Annotated in this window: 17 protein-coding genes; 10 read left to right on the forward strand and 7 right to left on the reverse strand. The window is 37.5% G+C overall.

What is annotated here, in order from left to right; translation table 11 throughout:
• Window position 1 precedes the first annotated feature (1 nt).
• From fusA to KYG33_RS16920, 6 genes are all read left to right on the forward strand, one after another.
• Entirely contained in the window at window positions 2–2,119 is a 2,118-nt protein-coding gene (gene fusA, locus KYG33_RS16895) for an elongation factor G (protein ID WP_077413581.1), read from the forward strand.
• Between the two features lie 16 nt (window positions 2,120–2,135).
• Window positions 2,136–2,441 carry a 30S ribosomal protein S10 gene (rpsJ, locus tag KYG33_RS16900; RefSeq protein WP_002661363.1) on the forward strand — a complete coding sequence of 102 codons (306 nt, stop codon included), beginning with the start codon at window positions 2,136–2,138 and terminating at the stop codon, window positions 2,439–2,441.
• Between the two features lie 305 nt (window positions 2,442–2,746).
• Entirely contained in the window at window positions 2,747–5,002 is a 2,256-nt protein-coding gene (locus KYG33_RS16905; RefSeq protein WP_077413582.1) for a TonB-dependent siderophore receptor, read from the forward strand.
• Window positions 5,003–5,020: 18 nt separating this feature from the next.
• Window positions 5,021–5,638: a hypothetical protein gene (locus KYG33_RS16910; protein WP_077413583.1), complete on the forward strand. Its 618-nt coding sequence runs from the start codon at window positions 5,021–5,023 to the stop codon at window positions 5,636–5,638.
• Between the two features lie 270 nt (window positions 5,639–5,908).
• Entirely contained in the window at window positions 5,909–7,105 is a 1,197-nt protein-coding gene (locus KYG33_RS16915; protein ID WP_219072108.1) for a PepSY-associated TM helix domain-containing protein, read from the forward strand.
• Between the two features lie 92 nt (window positions 7,106–7,197).
• Window positions 7,198–7,698, forward strand: a complete 501-nt coding sequence (locus KYG33_RS16920; RefSeq protein ID WP_077413585.1) for a low affinity iron permease family protein — start codon at window positions 7,198–7,200, stop codon at window positions 7,696–7,698.
• Window positions 7,699–7,795: 97 nt separating this feature from the next.
• Here the strand turns inward: KYG33_RS16920 and KYG33_RS16925 are convergent, their stop codons facing one another.
• The 7 genes from KYG33_RS16925 to KYG33_RS16955 all read right to left on the reverse strand — a co-directional run bounded on the left by KYG33_RS16925 (window position 7,796) and on the right by KYG33_RS16955 (window position 17,035).
• A complete protein-coding gene (locus KYG33_RS16925; protein WP_077413586.1) occupies window positions 7,796–10,525 on the reverse strand; it encodes a hypothetical protein in 2,730 nt (909 codons plus the stop codon).
• Between the two features lie 80 nt (window positions 10,526–10,605).
• Entirely contained in the window at window positions 10,606–11,583 is a 978-nt protein-coding gene (locus KYG33_RS16930; RefSeq protein ID WP_180565046.1) for a hypothetical protein, read from the reverse strand.
• A gap of 174 nt (window positions 11,584–11,757) precedes the next feature.
• Complete coding sequence (locus tag KYG33_RS16935; protein WP_180565047.1) at window positions 11,758–12,180, reverse strand: hypothetical protein; 423 nt, start codon at window positions 12,178–12,180, stop codon at window positions 11,758–11,760.
• Between the two features lie 177 nt (window positions 12,181–12,357).
• Entirely contained in the window at window positions 12,358–13,131 is a 774-nt protein-coding gene (locus tag KYG33_RS16940; RefSeq protein WP_411267051.1) for a hypothetical protein, read from the reverse strand.
• Between the two features lie 43 nt (window positions 13,132–13,174).
• Complete coding sequence (locus KYG33_RS16945) at window positions 13,175–13,906, reverse strand: MIP/aquaporin family protein (RefSeq protein ID WP_077413590.1); 732 nt, start codon at window positions 13,904–13,906, stop codon at window positions 13,175–13,177.
• A gap of 23 nt (window positions 13,907–13,929) precedes the next feature.
• Window positions 13,930–15,426, reverse strand: coding sequence for a glycerol kinase GlpK (glpK, locus tag KYG33_RS16950; RefSeq protein WP_077413591.1), 1,497 nt, complete (start codon window positions 15,424–15,426; stop codon window positions 13,930–13,932).
• Window positions 15,427–15,436: 10 nt separating this feature from the next.
• Window positions 15,437–17,035 (reverse strand): glycerol-3-phosphate dehydrogenase/oxidase, encoded by a 1,599-nt coding sequence (locus KYG33_RS16955; RefSeq protein ID WP_219072110.1) that lies wholly within the window; start codon window positions 17,033–17,035, stop codon window positions 15,437–15,439.
• A gap of 116 nt (window positions 17,036–17,151) precedes the next feature.
• Between KYG33_RS16955 and KYG33_RS16960 the strand changes: the two genes are divergently transcribed.
• The 4 genes from KYG33_RS16960 to rplW all read left to right on the forward strand — a co-directional run bounded on the left by KYG33_RS16960 (window position 17,152) and on the right by rplW (window position 19,707).
• Entirely contained in the window at window positions 17,152–17,916 is a 765-nt protein-coding gene (locus tag KYG33_RS16960; protein ID WP_077413593.1) for a DeoR/GlpR family DNA-binding transcription regulator, read from the forward strand.
• 250 nt (window positions 17,917–18,166) lie between these two features.
• On the forward strand, window positions 18,167–18,793 hold the full coding sequence (rplC, locus tag KYG33_RS16965) for a 50S ribosomal protein L3 (RefSeq protein WP_077413594.1): 627 nt from the start codon (window positions 18,167–18,169) through the stop codon (window positions 18,791–18,793).
• Complete coding sequence (rplD, locus tag KYG33_RS16970) at window positions 18,784–19,413, forward strand: 50S ribosomal protein L4 (protein ID WP_045491156.1); 630 nt, start codon at window positions 18,784–18,786, stop codon at window positions 19,411–19,413. Before rplC ends, rplD begins: the two co-directional genes overlap by 10 nt.
• 3 nt (window positions 19,414–19,416) lie before the next feature.
• On the forward strand, window positions 19,417–19,707 hold the full coding sequence (rplW, locus tag KYG33_RS16975) for a 50S ribosomal protein L23 (RefSeq protein ID WP_047380577.1): 291 nt from the start codon (window positions 19,417–19,419) through the stop codon (window positions 19,705–19,707).
• Window positions 19,708–19,709 lie beyond the last annotated feature (2 nt).

Here is a 19,709-nt window from a genome sequence, read left to right on the forward strand (position 1 = left end):
AATGGGAAGAGATCTTAAATTTACAAGAAATATTGGTATTGCCGCTCACATTGATGCTGGTAAGACAACCACTACAGAAAGAATTCTATTCTATACAGGGGTTAACCACAAAATTGGTGAAGTTCACGATGGTGCTTCTACAATGGACTGGATGGAGCAGGAAGCAGAAAGAGGTATTACTATTACTTCTGCAGCTACCACTTGTTCTTGGAACTTTCCAACGGATCAAGGAAAAGCTTTACCTGAAACTAAGCCTTACCACTTCAACATCATTGATACACCGGGACACGTTGACTTCACTGTAGAAGTAAACAGATCTTTAAGAGTATTGGATGGATTGGTATTCTTATTCTCTGCAGTAGACGGAGTAGAGCCTCAGTCTGAAACAAACTGGAGACTTGCTGACAACTACAAAGTTGCGAGAATGGGATTCGTAAACAAAATGGACAGACAAGGTGCTGACTTCCTTAACGTGGTAAACCAGGTTAAAGATATGTTAGGATCTAACGCCGTTCCAATCGTTTTACCAATCGGTGCTGAAGAAGATTTCAAAGGTGTTGTTGACTTAATTAAAAACAGAGCTATCATCTGGGATGAAGCAGGACAAGGAGCTACTTTCGAAGTAGTGCCAATCCCTGAAGACATGAAAGCTGAAGTTCTAGAATATAGAGAGAAATTAGTAGAAGCTGTTGCTGACTACGATGAGACTTTGATGGAGAAATTCTTCGAAGATCCAGATTCAATCTCTGAAGACGAAATCAACGAAGCTCTTAGAAAAGCTACTATCGATTTATCTATTATCCCAATGACTTGTGGTTCTTCATTCAAGAATAAAGGAGTACAGTTTATGTTGGATGCGGTATGTAAATACCTTCCTTCTCCATTGGATAAAGATGATATTAAAGGTACTGATCCAAGAACTGACGCTGAAATCACAAGAAAACCATCTGTAGATGAGCCTTTCTCTGCATTAGCATTTAAGATTGCTACTGACCCGTTTGTGGGAAGACTAGCATTCTTCAGAGCATACTCTGGAAGACTGGATGCAGGTTCTTATATCTTGAACACTCGTTCAGGTGATAAAGAAAGAATCTCTAGAATCTATCAGATGCACGCTAACAAGCAAAACCCAGTAGAATATATTGAAGCTGGTGATATTGGTGCAGCGGTAGGATTCAAATCTATCAAAACTGGTGATACTATGTGTGACGAGAAAAACCCAATCGTTCTTGAATCGATGGTTTTCCCTGATCCGGTAATTGGTATCGCTGTTGAGCCTAAAACTAAAGCTGACCAGGATAAAATGGGTAACGCTTTAGCTAAATTGGCTGAAGAAGATCCTACGTTTACGGTTAGAACTGACGAAGCTTCTGGACAAACGATTATCTCTGGTATGGGTGAGCTTCACTTAGATATCATTGTTGACCGTATGAAGAGAGAATTCAAAGTTGAAGTTAACCAAGGACAGCCTCAGGTAGAATACAAAGAAAACTTAACAAAAGTTGCTCAACACAGAGAAGTTTACAAAAAACAATCTGGTGGTAAAGGTAAATTTGCTGATATTGTATTTGAATTAGGACCTGCTGAAGAAGGTAAAATTGGTTTAGAATTCATCAATGAGATCAAAGGTGGTAACGTTCCTAGAGAATTTGTTCCTGCAATTGAAAAAGGCTTTAAAGCTGCAATGAAGAACGGTCCTTTGGCTGGTTTCGAAGTTGAAGGTATTAAAGTTGTTCTTAAAGACGGATCTTTCCACGCGGTGGATTCTGATGCTCTTTCATTTGAAATGGCTGCTAAATTAGGATTTAAAGAAGCGGGACGTGCTGCTAAGCCAGTAATTATGGAGCCTATTATGAAACTGGAAGTTGTAACTCCGGAAGAATATATGGGTAACATCATTGGTGACCTTAACAAAAGAAGAGGTACAATCAGTGGTCAGGAAGAGAAAAACGGTGCTGTTGTAATCAAGGGTTCTGTTCCACTTTCTGAAATGTTTGGATATGTTACTACTCTAAGAACACTTTCATCAGGAAGAGCTACTTCTTCTATGGAATTAGAGAAGTACCAAGCTACTCCACAAAACGTTGCTGAAGAAATCATAGCTAAAGCAAAAGGTTAATTTTTAAATTAAAGAAATGTCACAAAGAATCAGAATAAAACTAAAATCTTACGATTACAACTTGGTAGACAAGTCTGCTGAGAAAATCGTAAAAACGGTAAAGGCTACTGGTGCTGTTGTAAACGGTCCAATTCCATTGCCAACGAATAAGAGAATCTTCACAGTGTTGAGATCTCCGCACGTAAACAAAAAAGCAAGAGAGCAGTTCCAATTATCAGCTCACAAGAGACTAATGGATATCTACTCTTCTTCTTCTAAAACTGTTGATGCTCTAATGAAATTAGAACTTCCTTCAGGTGTAGACGTTGAAATTAAAGTGTGATAAATGCATACTTTGCAATGATTATACAAACCGTTCCTTTTTAGGAGCGGTTTTTTTTTGAATTGATCTGAAAAGCATATTGGATACATTATCAAATCTGTTTTTTTTGAATTATACTTTCTATACTCATAAAAAGTGTTAAGGAGATTAACCTTAACGATAGAGTAGTTCTGTTTAGGGATTTTAAAGAGTCCCTTCGAAGGATTAATGATCTGATATTAATAGTTCTTTTTCAGGTGACATATGTCACTCTTGTTTATTTATTTAGAATTAATAAAAATAATAATTTTGCCAAAAATTATCAGATGAATAAAGTAGTATCCTTTTCTCTGCTGCTATTGGGTGGAGTTCTGGCCAATGCGCAGAAAGTAAATGATTCAGTTAAACACAAGAAAATTGAAGAAGTAGAACTGTTTGGTGAAAAAAAGAAACAACCACAAGGGTTGGACGCAATTACCAGATTGCCATTGAAAACCAGAGATCAGATTCAAAGTATTTCTGTGATTTCCCATAAAGCAATTGAAGAATTAGGAGCGCTTACAGTCACTGATGTTGCGAAAAACGTTCCGGGGGTAACCCTATTTTCAAGCTATGGCGGAGGAAACGAAAGTATGTCAATCAGAGGATATCGTGGAGTTCCTGTACTGAAAAACGGAGTTCAGCTGGATTCAGATTTCCGTACCGCAGGGATGATCACTGATATGCAGGGTGTAGAAAGTATTCAGGTTATCAAAGGATCTGCTGCTATTGGTCAGGGAATAGGAAATGGTTTGGGATCTGCAGGAGGTGTGATTAATGTTGTAACAAAAAGACCTCAGTTTATTGATCAGACTAATGTAGGATTCCGTTATGGAAGCTGGGATTTTTACAGACCTACAGTAGACTTCCAAAGAGTATTGGATCCTCAGGGAAAAGTAGCTTTGAGGTTCAATGGAGCGTACCAAAATAATAATTCATTCAGAAGCCATGTACAGGGAGAAAGGATTTATGTAAACCCATCTGTCGCTTTCCGTCCGGATGATAAAACATTAATCAATGTGGAAATGGATTATCTTCATGATAAAAGAACACCGGACAGAGGAACAATAAACCTTGCTCCAGGAACTATTGAAGCATTATATCACATGCCAAAAGGAAAGTTTTTAGGATATACATCTGATTATTCAAAAACTGAAGCCTACAACTTTGCGACTACAATCGTACGTAACATTACGGACAAATTAAAAGTGAGAGCAGCTTTCGTGAATTCCGTAAGTAATACAGATTCTGAAGCTTCATCCGTGTCATTGCCTGCTGGTGAAACCAACTACAATATCAGACAGCGTACTATAGGAAAATCACAGGGAGAAGATATCAACAAAGTATTACAGTTAGACTTCATTGGAGAGCAGATAAAGACCGGATTTATTAAACACACATTCCAGGTTGGTTTTGACTGGAGAGAAACAGAAACCTCTTCTACAACCTTTGAAGCATACAAAAACTCAATTGCACCCGGGAATTTAATTACTGCACGTAATACAAAAATCGGAAATACAACCTATGCGGCTAATCCACTTGATATTGTTGACGTAGTGAACGGAAATATCCCGAACCAACTTCCGGTAAATGTCATTTATAAAAATCTGGGAAGATCAAACGCAGTATTGACACCAAGTATCGGTGCAATGGCTCAGGATGTGATGACGATTGGAAAATATGTAAAAGCTCATTTGGGACTTCGTTACAGCAGGCTCAATGGTTCTGCCAATGAATCTGTAGATACATGGAACCCTAATTTCGGATTGATTGTTTCTCCACTTCCAAATGTTAATGTATTTGGATCGTATACTACAACCACATCTTTAAGATCTTCTAATAATTTCCTTTTAGATGGTGGAAGAGTAGGCCCGTCAATGACTAAACAATGGGAAGCTGGTATTAAATCAGATTGGTTTAATGAGCGTTTAAGATTTAATGTAACGGTATTTGATATTAAAACAGATCATCTTTCCTTCACTATTCTTGACGAAAATTATAACCCTGTTGTGATTGACAAACAAACAATGTATGGCCTTGCAGGAAACCTTAGAAGAAAAGGAGTGGAAGTAGAGCTTATCGGAAGAATTCTGCCAAACCTTCAGGTAATGTCCGGATGGGCATATCTGGATGCTCAGTATCAGGACAGTCCTGCTTACATGAACGGATCTGCACCAATGAACGCTCCTAAGCATACTGCAAACGGATGGCTGAATTATAAATTCAATAAAGGTACTTTATCAGGACTTGATGTAGGGGCGGGAATTTATTATGTAGGAAAAAGACCGGTTGACGAATGGACTCAGAAAACATTTACAGCAGGTCACCTGAACAGTGTGAAGCCTGGAGACAAACCTTTCGATATGCCGGAATATACTACCGTAGATGCCCAGGCAGGATATACACTGAAAAATGGAATGGGAATAAGAGTATTCTTTAATAACATTTTTGATAGCGTAGGATACAGCTCTTATTTCAGAGGAGGATATATCGATCAGATTCAGCCAAGAAACTTTGCTGTACAGGTAAACTATAAATTCTAATCAACAAAATTATTCATTATGAAAAGTATCAAAACTATATTCTTAGCATTGGCTCTTGGCGCAGCAGCTGTGTCATGTTCCGGAGACAAAAAGAAAGGAATAGATTATAATCAGTTTAAAACAGAAGTGAAACTTACTCCTGAACAGGAAAAGAGCTTTAACGAGATCACTGCAAAATATCAGCAGCTTCAGGAGCAGAATTTTCAGGCAGCAAAAGCTCAGGGTGGTAATATGGACCGCGTAGCTTTAGGAATAAAGAATGAAGAACTGAGAGCGCAGCAGTCTATTGAAATGGCTACCGTTTTAGATGGTCCTCAGATGGAAAAGTTCAATAAGTTTGTAGATGAAAATTCCAGAAAAAGACCAAGATATGACAATGTATTGTTAGAAAGAATCAAAACGGAAGCACAGCTTTCCGAAGAAGAGTTCAAAGTAGTAAATGCTGCGAATGATGCCTTTGAAAAAGCATTCAATGATGCGCACGATGTATATCATGGGAACAACGATCTGGCAAAAGAATACTGGGAGAAATTTGATACCCAGAGAAAAGCTGCTATTCAGAAAGCACTAAGTCCTGAACACTATACTAAATTTGAAGAAATCGTAAAAGAAGTTCAGTTCAAAGGAAGAAAATAAACGACATTGATACCAGTGAGGGCTGGAAGCAGGAAGAAGGAGATGGATATGATATTGGGCTAAAAGTTCTTACTACTTTTAAGAAAACGTATTCAATTTGGTGAATGTAGATTAAAGTTTGGTCAGTAATCTTTTAGACTAAATAACTTCCATCAAAAGCTTCATGCTTCCTTTCCCGAATTTGTATTAACTTTTTTTAATTTATTCATATCAATTTTAATTTAAAACATTAAGACGGTACAACTGTCTTAATGTTTTTGCTGTTAAATAATGAGAGTATTACTTAAAAGCCTTTACAGGAAAAGAAGAAAAAACGAATCGGTTACAAAATACCTGATGTGGATCATTCATCTCTGGCTGGGACTTTTATCAAGCAGTATTGTTTTTATCATGTGTCTTACCGGATGCCTCTATGCATTCAAAAATCAGATTACCGATTTTAGCAACAGAGATAAAGTTTACATAAGTCCGGGTTCAGAAAAAGCGATGAATCTTGATCTGATCCAGGTGGAATTATTAAAACATAGTAAAGAACTTACTTCTCTGATGATTCCCAATGATAAAGGGAAAAGTTATGTGGTCGGTTACCGTGAAAATAATTTGGATAAAAGTACTTACTACAACCAATATACAGGAGAAGTTCTTGGACAGCCCAATGTTGACTCCGGTAGATTCTTTGAAGTTGTTCTGGATCTTCATAGAAATCTGATGATGGGAAATGTAGGAAGACAGATTGTAGGAGCTTCAGTTCTTATGTTCTGTATTCTGCTGATTTCAGGATTTATTCTTTGGCTCCCGAAGAAACTGAAGTTTTTGAAACAGGGACTCACTGTCATGTTCAAAGCAAAATTTCAAAGGGTCAATTATGATCTGCACAATACACTGGGGTTTTATACATTTCTCATGCTTTTCTTTATTGCTGTTACCGGATTGTATGTGACGTATCCGTGGGTAAAGAATACTCTCATCATAAGCCTGGGAGGATCGTCAATAGATAATATTTCAAAAGAAAAAGACAGTGGAGATGATGCTTTCGGGGGACTTCTGGAAGATATGCTTCAGAAACAGGACGAAAAGAAAAACCTGAAAGACGCTACTTCCGCTTCTGTGGATAATATTTTAAAGCTGGCAGACCGTCATCTTCCTTACAATGCTGTTACAAGTATAGAGCTCCCCAATAAAGAAAATCCGCGGTATGTTGTTATCAAAACCAACAGAGAAAACTTCCTTGGAATGATGTTCCCGGACGAAGTAACATTTGATAAAACGGGAGTTTTCAAAACAAAAGAACTGTTTTCTGACAAACCTTTGAACAAACAGTTTACATCTTTAGCAAAACCTTTACATACGGGAGAAATCATGGGATTGCCAAGTATTATTCTCTACTTTATAGTTTCTCTTATCGGTTGTTCGCTGCCGGTGACAGGGTTTATGATCTGGTGGCATAGATTCAGAAAAATGAAATAAAAACAACCCAAAATATTTAGATACCTCATATTCTTAGCCTTTTCATGATTTCGGATTAATTTTTATACATTTAGTATATAAAAACAGAAGCTATGAGTCATAAAGGTCATCATTTTTTTGAACAATTTTCAAACTGGGCTGTAAAATTTACCGGAAGTCCATCTGCTTTTATCGGGGCCTTCCTTATCGTAGTAATATGGGCAGTTACAGGTCCTTTTTTTAACTATTCAGAAACCTGGCAGCTGGTAATCAATACCGGAACTACGATCATTACCTTTCTGATGGTTTTCCTCATTCAGAAAGCCCAGAATAAAGATTCAAAAGCCATACAGATCAAACTGAACGAAATTATAGCCGCTCACGAAAAGGCAAGCAACAGAATTGTAGATATTGAAGATCTTACGGAAGCAGAACTTGACCAGCTTCATCTTTATTACGAGAACCTGGCTCAGTTTGCTAAGGAAGATACTGATATTCATATGTCTCATTCTATTGATGCCGCAAAGAGAAATCAGAACTATAAACACGATTTTTTCAGAGAGAAGCATGAAGAATGGTTACAGAAGCAAGAACAAAAAAAGGAATCTAAATGATTCCTTTTTTTGTCTGATAAATAATAAGCTTGTCTTGAACTCCATCTAAAATATGTAATCTTCATTTTATACAAACTTCTATACATTCTCTTTAGAATCATCGTTTCATAAAATAGCTGAAATAACTACAGCTTCCCATCAGGCTTTTAGCAGCTTCGGTCTCAGAATACTGAGTTTTTAACTGAGCAAAATAGGTTCTGTACTTCTGATTTTTAAGATTGTCCATTTCCTTTTGGCGGGCGTCTTCTTTTTCGGACCACTTCGGATCAGAATAATCAAAATCTTTTGGAGCTTTTGCTTCGTACTGATAATATTTACCCTGTTCGGCACTTGCCATCTGGAATAAGATTCTTGCTTTTTCTTCTTTATTGTTGGAAAGCTTAAGTGCCTTTTGATAATAGTTGATCGACAGATCAAAATTATCAGGTTCAATATAAGAAGTGTCCAGGAAGTTCTTATAATAATACTTGTAAGGATTCTTTCTGTCTGTATTCCAGAAGTCATATTTGCCTCCGTTGCTGTTGTCAATATCCATTACAAACAACTCGCGGTAATATCCTAAAATAGAGGTGTTGTACAATAGATTTCCGATAAGCTGGTTAGCTTTTGCGGCTTTTTCATCCGTTCCGTTTCCTATCTTTTTAAGCTGAATCAATACATCAGCTAATTCAAGTTTGTCCATGTTGGTTTTAATGAAAGGAAAATCAGTATAGCTCTCAGCTTTCATACTTTCTGCATCAGGACTTCCGAAACTTTCCCAAACATTATGCCCGAATACAAGATTTGATATATTTTTAAATCCATCATACTCTGCAGAAGTATATTGTTTTGGAGTGATCGTTTGGCCATTCTTTTCTGTCCATTCGTAATTCTGTCTTGGAATACCGGCAAAGCTTTTTGCTTTTTCATAATAAGACTTCGCCTTTTCAAAATCGGCAAGCCTCATAGCTCTGTCCCCGTAAATGGTATTGAAGAAAGCATCAATATTACCTACGCTATCCATATTTTTAGCAATGATTTGCTGCTCAAACTGAGTTTTATTTGGCTTTCTATAAAACTCTTCCACACTCTTCACAAGACCAGAGTTAGGATTGTATTGAAGATCCGAAAGCTTATTGTTCATCAGGAATGATTTTCCGTCTTCTCCCTGAAGGAAATAACGGTTTGCCATAACATCCTTTAGGAAATCTGCAGTAGAAGGTGCTTCACCATAATAATCGAAATTATCTGTAGTGGCTGTGTCTTTCTCTACCTTTTTCTCCACAAAATATTCAGCATAATCTTTCATCAGGTGATCCTCATAGGCGGCGTCAATCCTTGGCTGGGAAACAATGTCATTCAGAACTTTCATTCGTTTGATCTCTTCCAGATATTCAGGATTCGTTGTTTTAATATCTTCCAGGATTTCTGTACTTCCTTTGTAATCTTTTTTCAGGAATTTAAGATAAGCATCTGCGATCTGCCAATATTCATCCTTAGACTTCTCTTTCGTTTTGTCAGTGAATTTTTGAAGGTCGTCAAGATAGTCCTTCATCTTATCATCATATCCATAGCCGGAAGTGGTGTAGAATGGAATTCTGTTTGGATTGTCCAGCAATTCGTCATCGCTTTGATCCGTTTTCTTTCCATCAGCAGATTCTTTAGATTTTGAACCTCCGAACAGGTTTTTAAAAAACCTTACAATTTTTTGCCAGAAAGAAATCTTCTCCTCCTTTATTTCAGTTGTAGGAGTGGCTTTAGCATCTTTTGAAGAAGTATTGTTGTCAGCTTTTCCTCTTTGTATATATGGACTATTGGCAGCGTCTGAAGTGTAATAATAAGTAGGGAGATAACTTCTTTCCAGTTCATTGATGCTTCTTGCGGCCATTACCTTCAGGATCTCAGAATCAGGATTGATCTCATACATCTTTTCCATAGTAGGAATCGGATTGTTGAAATCTTCATACCCTAAAAGGAAATAAGCCATATTCTTTTCTTCATTAGTATTGGCTCTTTTCATAATATTGCTGAAAGATGCCGTATCAGAAAGTTTCATAGAAACAAATGCAGATTCCTTGCGGTCTTTGCTGTTCATGAATACCTGAAAGAAATTCCAGTTGGCATCGCTGTTCATTTCCAATCCTCTCTGTGCTCCTGCCAATTGGTCCAGAGACATGAAGTAAACCGTTCCTTTCAGTTTGATTGGAGCAACGTAGGTTTTGAAAGCCTGCATTGCGGAATCATAGTTTCTGGTATAATGATTCAGACGCACCAGCTGGTATCCGTAGCGTTGTTTGATCTCAGGGTTTCTTGCCGCATTGTACAAAGACGTTAACGCAGCAATGGTTTTATTATAATCAAGAGCTGTGGCATTTTTCCTGTTGGCATCTCTGTCATAATAAAATGAATTATCACTTTCAACATAATTGATGCTCATATAAGGTTCCAGATACTTGGCTTCAATCAAATAATCAAGACCTTCCTTATATTTTTGGTAGAATCCTGTTCCTAGCTTTTGTAGAAGTGGATTTGCTGGGCTTCCATTCTTTAAGGCATTCAGGTCGTTCATACTCATCTTATATACCAGATTCTGAGTTTCGGTATAGCTAAGCTGATTGTTAAAGAACTTTTTCCATGTTTCAATATTATCATCAGGAATCAATGATGGATTGTATCCTCCGTAGAACCTGCTCGAATAGTTGTGCAGAAAAGGAAGGTATGCTTTATCCTTAATAATGCTTTGCGTAAAAAGGTTGAAGTAATCATAATCAGGATCTGACCATGCACAGGCGTCAGATTTTGTATAGAAAAGTGATACAACCGCAAGTGAAAGAATATACTTTTTCATAGGGTTTGTGGTTTTTTTTAAATTTTGTGTAATAGTTTATGGTTTGGTCTTGACAGATGTGTGCCTCTATCTCTGAGAGATTAAAATTTCCGATCTGACACAAATTTACTATCTAATTGATAATAAATAATATTAAAATGCGGGATTTTTTTCTGTAAAAAAGAGATAACCTCTTCAAGCTGTTCTTCAGAGATTTCTTCTGCTTTTATTTTGAAGCCTTTGTTTAAATAACTTCCAAAATAGAATCCGTCCTTCAAAACCTGAATTTCATGATCGGATATCTTTTTGAAATTTGAATTTTCAAGATCTCTTTTGGATAAAGCATTGATCAGTTTATGTTTACCTAAATGATTGGTGACAATTCCCCAGGAATAGATAGGAAGGGCTACTTCAATTTTTTTGATAGGGTAGTCTTCCATTTTTGAAAGATAGCTTTTTAGGATGTTGATGTCCAGAATCGAGTTCTTGTCAGAATTTTCCAGTGGTGATGAAGTGGAGTAGCACATCAGATATACTTTTTCTACAGGAGGAATTCCGGTCTGCTTTTTATCTTTTACCTGGTGAAGACGAAGCGTGCAGGTAATTTCCTTTCCGGAGATCTTTTTGAGTTCTTTCAGAAATTTAAAATAATCATTTCGTGTTCCGGCTGTCCAGTCACAGTCGATCTGAATTTCATTATTGGTTCTCAGATGATACTCTTCCGTTTTCTTTAGAATCAAAAGATGAATACTTTCCGCTAGAAACCTTACCTCTTCTGTGGAAATACCCAATAAAGTCTGATTGGTAATGAAAACGGTGGGAACAATCTGTTTATCCGTCTGAAAACTCTTGTCTTTTGTAATAACAGCTACCGGCTGGAATTTTCCGTTCACTTTATCTACATCAAAAAATCTGGTGTACAAGTAAGGAACGGTTGCCTGATCTAATGTTTTCTTTTCTTCGTGATCCAGTTTCAGATGGGTTTTCCAGTAATAGAATGTGTAAGGATAATTTTCTCTCTTATTGCATGATACTACAAGAAAGAGAAGAAATACGAATAGAATTTTAAAATGTCTCATTGATACAAATCACTCTTGAAGCCACAATTCATTGTAGCTATATGTTTCTTCAAAAATAAAGATATTTAAACAAAGTATAAACCGTAAAATCCCGGTGATTAATCTGATGGGATTGCTTTTCACAACAAGAAAGCCGCCCCGGATGGAGCGACTCTCTCTATATATACTATTTTACTACTTGTAAAGTTCACTTTCACACTTACAGGTTTCTTTATCAATGCTCTCTCTGGAAGAACAGCATCCATCAAGATGTAGAATATTTCCCCTTTCATCGGTAAGATAAATCTTGTCTTTGTCGAATTTCATCAAAAATGTCTCGTCATATTCTTTGAAAACTACTTTCATGACTTTATTTGAAGCATATTTTCCGGCATTGATTTCCTCTGTTGTTTCTTTTCCGTCTGCCTGATTCACCTGAACATATCCAAAATGAACATCACCATTTGCTTTTATATCCAGATAATAGTGGGGAGTACCGGTACCGCTGTATCCTTTCATGATATCAAAACTTCTGTGTCCGGTAAAAGGAAGCTTTACTTGCTGAGCCAATGTAAAAATACTGATACACAGAATGAGTAAACTGAAAATCTTTTTCATTCTTTTTTTTTCAAAAGTAAATATATTTAAGTAAAATATTCTCCGTAAAAACCCGGTTATTGGTGGGATTTTCACCCTATTTTAAATTCTTTTAATCATTCTCTTTCTTAGGAAGAACGACGTCACAAAAAACCACTTCAAAAGAAGTGGCTTTTCTGTAATTTAGTTAAATTCAGATTAAAAAACGGTTGCTGCAAGCTGAATCCTTGCATACTTGTTAGACGGATTCCACATAGCCATCATGGATACAGGAAGACTGTAGTGATCTGTGATCTTAACCACTTTCCCTGCTTTCACCCCTACATTTACAATATCGAAGCTGTTTTTGCCATTACCATACAAAAAGGTTTTGTCATTAAGGGCAAATCCGGCTCCTATAAAAGCATCCAGGTTTACTTTCTGACCACTGATGACAGGATAACTTGCCTGAACATACGTAGAATATCTGTTTTTTTTATAACTTCCGTCAGCTTCCAGAATGACTTCTCCTGCATTGGCTCCTCCATACAGCATAATGTCAGCTTCAATATTGATTGGAAAAGAAGGCCCGAAAGTATAATTTGTTCTTAAATCAATAATATGGGCGGTTCTTCTCTGTGAATAGCTGAAGATATCATCGGCAGCCACTGCAGTGTTGATATTTCTGGAGTTATAAAGATCCCATAATCCAATATAAAAACGTCCGTCAGAATACTGAACATAGTAGTTGATCTCTTTATAATGGGTATTGTCCTTATCGTCCGCTAATGCAGAAGCTCCCCAAATTCCCACTTTCCATTTCTTCTCCGCATCCAGAGCATAGGAAATATTTCCCATCACAACAGGCTTGTCTGTAATAATAAGCCCTCTCCATAAGTGATTGTTCTGAATGTTGGCTGTAAAATCAAGCCTTCCTTCTTTGGTTTCCTTGGTTTCACTATTTTCCTGTGAAAATAACCTTCCTGTGCCCATAGCAAGAAGAAAGATTCCCTTTAAGATTTTTTTCATCATTTGTTTATTTTAAAAATCCATATATAACTGCTGCGATAACAGCCCCTGTAATTGGGCCTATAACAGGAATCCAGGCATATCCCCAATCACTGCTCCCTTTTACAGGTAAGATGGCATGCATGATTCTTGGGGCAAGGTCTCTTGCCGGGTTTATGGCATATCCTGTTGTTCCTCCTAGCGATAAACCAATTGCCCACACCACAAATGTAACAGGAATGGCCCCAATAGAGCCTAGTCCAACTTTAGCGGTTGGATCTGCCTGTAAAGAAATGCTGGGGCCTGCAAAATAAAAAACACAGAATACCAGTACAAATGTTCCGATAATTTCACTAATCAGGTTAGAGGATGTTTTTCTGATAGCCGGACCAGTACTGAAGCAGGCTAATTTAGCTCCTTCATCTTCCGTGATCGCAAAATGATCTTTGTGGAACAACCACACCAAAAATGCACCCAGCATTCCTCCAATCATTTGAGCTGCGATATAAGACGGAACGAGATCCCAGGAAAATTTTCCTGCAATGGCCAGTCCAATGGTTACAGCTGGATTCAGATGGGCACCACTTATTGGCCCTGCAACGGTTACTCCCACAAAAACGGCCAATGCCCATGCGGTAGTAATAACGATCCACCCGGAATTATTTCCTTTCGTATCTTTTAAGACAACATTGGCTACAACGCCGTTGCCTAACAATATAAGAAGCATCGTCCCGATAACTTCTGCGATAAATGGGGTCATATAAGTTTTTTTTTGTGAGTGAATTAATCTTCTATCCAGCTTTGAGCACTTTTTACAGCTTTCTTCCAGAAGTGGGTCATTTTATCCACTTGTTCTCTGTCCAGTTGAGGGTAGAAGTCCTTGTCTACAATCCATTGTTCCTGGATTTCGTCTATACTTTTCCAGTATCCTACTGCAAGACCGGCAAGATAGGCTGCGCCTAGTGCTGTAGTTTCCAAGGTTTTTGGACGTGTTATTTTAACCGCGAATAAATCAGACTGTATCTGCATCAAAAGATCACTCGCTGATGCGCCTCCGTCTACTCTTAGCTCAAGACTCTCTCTTCCTGAATCAGCTTCCATAGCTTTTACAATTTCATAAACCTGAAATGCAATTCCTTCCAATGTAGCTCTTGCGATATGGGCATCGGTAGTACCACGGGTGATTCCTACAATCGTTCCACGGGCATATTGATCCCAATAAGGAGCGCCAAGACCCGTTAATGCAGGAACGAAATATACACCGCCATTATCTTCTACCGAAGCAGCCAGTTCGTTCACCTGATCTGAAGAATGAATGATTTTAAGACCGTCTCTTAACCATTGAATGGCTGCACCTCCTACAAATACACTTCCTTCTAATGCATAGTTCACTTCTCCATTGATTTTCCAGGCTACTGTTGTAAGAAGATTGTTTTTAGAAGAAACCGCTTCAGCTCCTGTATTCATTAATAAGAAACAGCCTGTTCCGTACGTGTTTTTTACCATTCCCGGAGTGGTACACATCTGCCCGAATAAAGCAGCCTGCTGATCACCCGCAATTCCGGCAATCGGGATTTTAGTAGAGAACAGAGTAGTGGCGGTTTCACCATATACTTCACTGCTTTGTTTTACTTCAGGAAGAATAGCTTTCGGAATGTTGAATAATTCTAATAAATCATTATCCCATTCTAAAGTATGAATATTCAGAAGCATTGTTCTGCTGGCATTGGAAACGTCCGTGATAAACATTTTTCCGCGGGTAAGTTTCCAGACAAGCCAGGTGTCAACGGTTCCGAAACATAATTTTCCTTCTTCAGCCTTTTGTCTTGCTCCTTCTGTATTATCGAGAATCCATTTTAGTTTAGTCGCTGAAAAGTAAGCATCCAGAACAAGTCCTGTTTTTTCTTTGACCATTTCTGCATGACCTTGTTCTTTCAGTTCATCACAGTATTTTGAGGTTCTGCGGTCCTGCCATACAATAGCATTGTAGATGGGGTCACCGGTTTCTTTATCCCATACTATGGTTGTTTCACGTTGATTTGTAATACCGATAGCGGCAACTTCCAGACCGGAGATTCCGGCTTTTGCTATAACTTCTGCTGCTACGGAGATCTGTGAAGACCATATTTCATTCGGATCGTGCTCTACCCAGCCCGGGGTAGGAAATATCTGTTCGAAATCTTTTTGCGATACATATTTGATTTCTCCACTGTGGTTGAAGAGAATCGCTCTGGAGGACGTTGTCCCCTGGTCTAGAGCGAGAATTAGTTTTTCATTCATGTATATAATGCTAATTTAGGTTGATAACTTTAGGTGAATAAGGTGTTAATAAATACCCTCTTGCTAATTCAATAAATTCATTTTCCTGCTGCTGGGCCCATTCTTCAGAATATCCTTTTTCCTCAGCAATAATTCTTGCTATGTTATGAGCACTGTCTATAGCGGCTCTTGCGTCAAGGAACAGTAAACGAACTCTTCTTGCCAGGATGTCCTCAATAGTTTCTGCCATCTCCGTTCTTACAGCCCATACGATTTCTGCGACAGTAAAAGGATGATCTGGGTGAATCTTTTGAGCATATCGGGGATTGCTTTCCTGCAGTGCTTTTATAGAAGGAATATCAGATCCGTAAACGTACAGGTGATTCGTTCTGTCTACCTGTTCTGGTTTCACATTTCCATGGATGGAAAGATGTTCGGTTTTAGATGGGCTATTTCCCAACTTGTGAACTTTCATTGCTTCATCTACGGTATCTTCTGCCATTTTACGGTAGGTAGTCCATTTTCCTCCGATGATAGAAACCAATCCTGTTTCTGAAGTAATAACTTTATGGCTTCGGGAAACTTCTTTTGTGCTTTTGCTTCCGTCTTTAGGAGCGGCAAGAGGACGAAGTCCGGCGAAAACTGATTTTACGTCTTCACGAGTCGGTTTTTTAGCTAAATATTGTCTGGCAGTATTTAAAACAAAGTTAATTTCTTCTTCCAGTGCGCGGGGTTCAAAGCTTTCATCTTTTAAAAGAGTGTCTGTAGTTCCTACTAAGGCTCTGTCATGCCATGGAACAACAAATAAAACCCTGCCGTCTGAAGTTTTAGGAATCATGATCGCATCATCACTTTTCAGGAAGGACTTATCTAATACAAGGTGAATTCCCTGGCTTGGTACTACAAGTTTACCATGCTTAGGATTGTTCATATTAAGGATGTCATTCGTAAAGACACCAGTTGCGTTGATGACCCCCTTACCATGAATCTGATATTGCTGCTTAGAAAACTGGTCTTCTGCAACGACACCAATTACTTTATCGGAAGCATCTTTTAGAAGATTAATAACTTTTACATAATTGACTGCACTTCCGCCTTTTTCAATGATGGTTTGGGTAAGGTTAATCGCAAGTCTGGCATCGTCAAATTGTCCGTCCTGGTAAACAACCCCACTCATCAAGTGCTTTTGTTCAATAGTTGGAAGCTTTTCAACAGTTTTTGATTTGCTGATGTATTTCGTTTTACCCAGACTCAGTTTTCCGGCAAGGAAATCATAAATGGACAGTCCTATTTTATAGTATATTCCTCCCCACCATGTGTAATTTGGAATAATGAAAGACTGATTTTTTACGATATGTGCTGCATTTTTTGCTAAAAGTCCTCTTTCCTTTAATGCTTCTTTTACCAATCCGACATCTCCCTGGGCAAGATATCTTACTCCGCCGTGTACCAATTTGGTACTTCTGCTGGATGTTGCTTTTGCAAAATCATGAGATTCAATCAATAAAGTTTTGAATCCCCTGCTTACTGCGTCTAATGCTGAACCTAAACCACTGGCTCCTCCTCCTATGACAATAAAGTCCCATTCTTTTACATTGGTTAACTTACTTAGTTCTTCGTTTCGTTTCATAAATGTTTCGTTTATGTTTCGTTTTCAAATATATAAATTAAAAATGAAAGCAAAAAGAAAATAAACGAAATTTTAAAAAGTAAAAAAAAAACGGTATTTTTGATGAAACGAATAAAATGGAAAAGCTAATACCAAGACAGGATGAAATATTGAAAGAGCTTGATGAAAAAGGACATGTTCTTGTTCAGGATCTGTGTGAAAAACTCAATGTTTCTTCAGTTACGATCCGAAAGGATTTGAACTATCTCGAAAGTCTGGGGCTTCTTTTCAGAAATCATGGAGGGGCAAGTAAGCAGATGAGGTATGCTTATGAAAAAAATGTTGTAGAGAAAGAAAGTATCAATGTAGAGGCGAAGCAGGCTATTGCCAGAGCGGCTTTATTGTTGATTCAGGAAAACGACTGTATTATTTTAGCATCTGGAACAACCATGCATTATCTTGCCAGGATGCTGATGAATTTTGGTCCGCTTACGGTACTCACATCTTCTTTGAGAGTGGCAATTGAACTTTGCAATAATCCTAATATTAATATTATACAGCTGGGGGGTGAAGTACGAAAAAGCTCTACTTCTATAGTGGGTTCTATTTCCGAAGGCATTCTTAAACAGTTTTCATGTAATAAACTCTTTCTTGGAGTTGATGGTATTGATCCGGAATTCGGAATCAGTACTTCCAATGCTGCAGAAGCCCATCTGAACCAGATTATGATGGAGTGCGCAGATCAAACTGTAATTCTTGCGGATTCTTCCAAACTGAATAAGAAAGGATTTGGTAAGATTGCCGCTTTGGATCAGGTGGATTATCTGATTACTGATAATGGTATTTCTGCTGAAGACAGGGCTGGGCTGGAAGAAGTTGGGGTGACAGTTGTTGCTCAATAAGGTCTTCATTTTAATTTCTTTTTTTTAAATCAAAATAAATCTTTGAGAAAGTTGTTCTAATTTTTTTCAAAATTACCTAATCGATTAAAAATCAAAATATTTTACTCGAAATATTTGTCAGTTATAAAATTATTCATAAATTTGCACACTCATTTTAGGAGCGTAGTATGCCTATATCAAAAGTAGAAATTACTTCAGACTTCCAAAAAATGGGGATAAATAAAGGATAAATTTTATTATAATATAAACAATGTCAGGTATTATTGGTAAAAAAATCGGTATGACGTCTTTGTTTAACGAAGAAGGAAAAAACATTCCTTGTACGGTTATTCAGGCAGGTCCATGCTCGGTTTTACAGGTCAGAACCATAGAAAAAGACGGTTATAAAGCTGTTCAATTAGGTTTCGATGACAAGAGTGAGAAGAACGTTGGTAAAGCGTTAGCTGGCCATTTTAAAAAGGCTGGTTCTGCTCCTAAAGCTAAATTAGTAGAATTCTACAGAGAATTCGTTGATGAAGTAAAAGTAGGAGAAGAAGTAAAAGTTGATCTATTCACGGAAGGTGAATATGTTGACGTAACAGGAACTTCAAAAGGTAAAGGTTTCCAGGGTGTTGTTAAAAGACACGGATTTGGAGGTGTAATGCAGGCAACTCATGGTCAGCACAACAGACTTAGAGCTCCAGGTTCTATCGGTGCTGGTTCAGACCCTTCAAGAGTATTCAAAGGGATGAGAATGGCTGGAAGAATGGGAGGTGAGCAGGTAACTGTTCAAAACCTTCAAGTGTTAAAAGTTGATCAAGAACAAAATCTTTTAGTAGTAAAAGGTGCTGTTCCGGGAGCTAAAAATTCTTATGTAATTATCAGAAAATGGAACTAGTAGTATTAAATACATCAGGAAAAGAGACCGGAAGAAAAGTAACTCTAGACGAAACAGTATTCGGAATTGAGCCAAATCAGCACGCGGTTTACTTAGAAGTTAAACAGTACCTTGCTGCACAAAGACAAGGAACTCATAAAGCAAAAGAAAGAAGCGAAATTACTGCTTCTACTAAAAAGCTTAAGAAGCAAAAAGGATCAGGATCTGCTAGATATGGTGATATTAAATCTCCAACTTTCAGAGGTGGAGGTAGAGTATTCGGACCTAAGCCAAGAGATTACAGATTCAAATTGAACAAAGCTCTTAAGAGATTAGCTAAGAAATCTGTTTTATCTCAGAAAATGAGAGACAACAGCATTAAAGTTTTAGAAGATTTGAGCTTTGGTGCTCCTAAGACTAAAGATTTCATCAATGTATTAAATGCATTGGAACTTAACGGTAAAAAATCTTTATTCGTTCTTCCTGAAGCTAACAAGAATGTGTATTTATCTTCAAGAAACTTGCCTAAAACTAAAGTAATGAACTTCAATGAGATCAGTTCTTACGATTTAGTAAATGCAGGTGAGATTATTTTCTTCGAAGGTGCAGTTGAAAAATTCCAGGAAAATTTAAAGAAATAAGTCATGTCTATTATTATTAAACCAGTTATTTCAGAAAAGGCTAATTACCTTACAGATTTAAGAGGTTCTTATTCTTTCTTAGTTGAACCTAAGGCGAATAAAATCCAGATTAAAAAAGCTGTTGAAGCAGCTTACGGTGTAAAAGTAGCAGACGTTAATACAATGATTTATGCTCCGAAGGTTTCTTCAAAGTACACTAAAAAAGGTCTTCAAGTAGGAAAGACAAACAAATTGAAAAAAGCGGTAATCAAACTTGCTGAAGGTGAGGTTATCGATATTTTTGCTGTAAATTAATT

It is taken from the genome of Chryseobacterium sp. D764, assembly GCF_019317325.1.
Classification (GTDB): Bacteria; Bacteroidota; Bacteroidia; order Flavobacteriales; family Weeksellaceae; genus Chryseobacterium.

Bases quoted from the DNA above. Each gene is read 5' to 3' on its own strand.
- fusA (WP_077413581.1), top strand. From the start codon at position 2: ATGGGAAGAGATCTTAAATTTACAAGAAATATTGGTATTGCCGCTCAC.
- rpsJ (WP_002661363.1), top strand. From the start codon at position 2,136: ATGTCACAAAGAATCAGAATAAAACTAAAATCTTACGATTACAACTTG.
- KYG33_RS16905 (WP_077413582.1), top strand. From the start codon at position 2,747: ATGAATAAAGTAGTATCCTTTTCTCTGCTGCTATTGGGTGGAGTTCTG.
- KYG33_RS16910 (WP_077413583.1), top strand. From the start codon at position 5,021: ATGAAAAGTATCAAAACTATATTCTTAGCATTGGCTCTTGGCGCAGCA.
- KYG33_RS16915 (WP_219072108.1), top strand. From the start codon at position 5,909: ATGAGAGTATTACTTAAAAGCCTTTACAGGAAAAGAAGAAAAAACGAA.
- KYG33_RS16920 (WP_077413585.1), top strand. From the start codon at position 7,198: ATGAGTCATAAAGGTCATCATTTTTTTGAACAATTTTCAAACTGGGCT.
- KYG33_RS16925 (WP_077413586.1), bottom strand. From the start codon at position 10,525: ATGAAAAAGTATATTCTTTCACTTGCGGTTGTATCACTTTTCTATACA.
- KYG33_RS16930 (WP_180565046.1), bottom strand. From the start codon at position 11,583: ATGAGACATTTTAAAATTCTATTCGTATTTCTTCTCTTTCTTGTAGTA.
- KYG33_RS16935 (WP_180565047.1), bottom strand. From the start codon at position 12,180: ATGAAAAAGATTTTCAGTTTACTCATTCTGTGTATCAGTATTTTTACA.
- KYG33_RS16940 (WP_411267051.1), bottom strand. From the start codon at position 13,131: ATGGGCACAGGAAGGTTATTTTCACAGGAAAATAGTGAAACCAAGGAA.
- KYG33_RS16945 (WP_077413590.1), bottom strand. From the start codon at position 13,906: ATGACCCCATTTATCGCAGAAGTTATCGGGACGATGCTTCTTATATTG.
- glpK (WP_077413591.1), bottom strand. From the start codon at position 15,426: ATGAATGAAAAACTAATTCTCGCTCTAGACCAGGGGACAACGTCCTCC.
- KYG33_RS16955 (WP_219072110.1), bottom strand. From the start codon at position 17,035: ATGAAACGAAACGAAGAACTAAGTAAGTTAACCAATGTAAAAGAATGG.
- KYG33_RS16960 (WP_077413593.1), top strand. From the start codon at position 17,152: ATGGAAAAGCTAATACCAAGACAGGATGAAATATTGAAAGAGCTTGAT.
- rplC (WP_077413594.1), top strand. From the start codon at position 18,167: ATGTCAGGTATTATTGGTAAAAAAATCGGTATGACGTCTTTGTTTAAC.
- rplD (WP_045491156.1), top strand. From the start codon at position 18,784: ATGGAACTAGTAGTATTAAATACATCAGGAAAAGAGACCGGAAGAAAA.
- rplW (WP_047380577.1), top strand. From the start codon at position 19,417: ATGTCTATTATTATTAAACCAGTTATTTCAGAAAAGGCTAATTACCTT.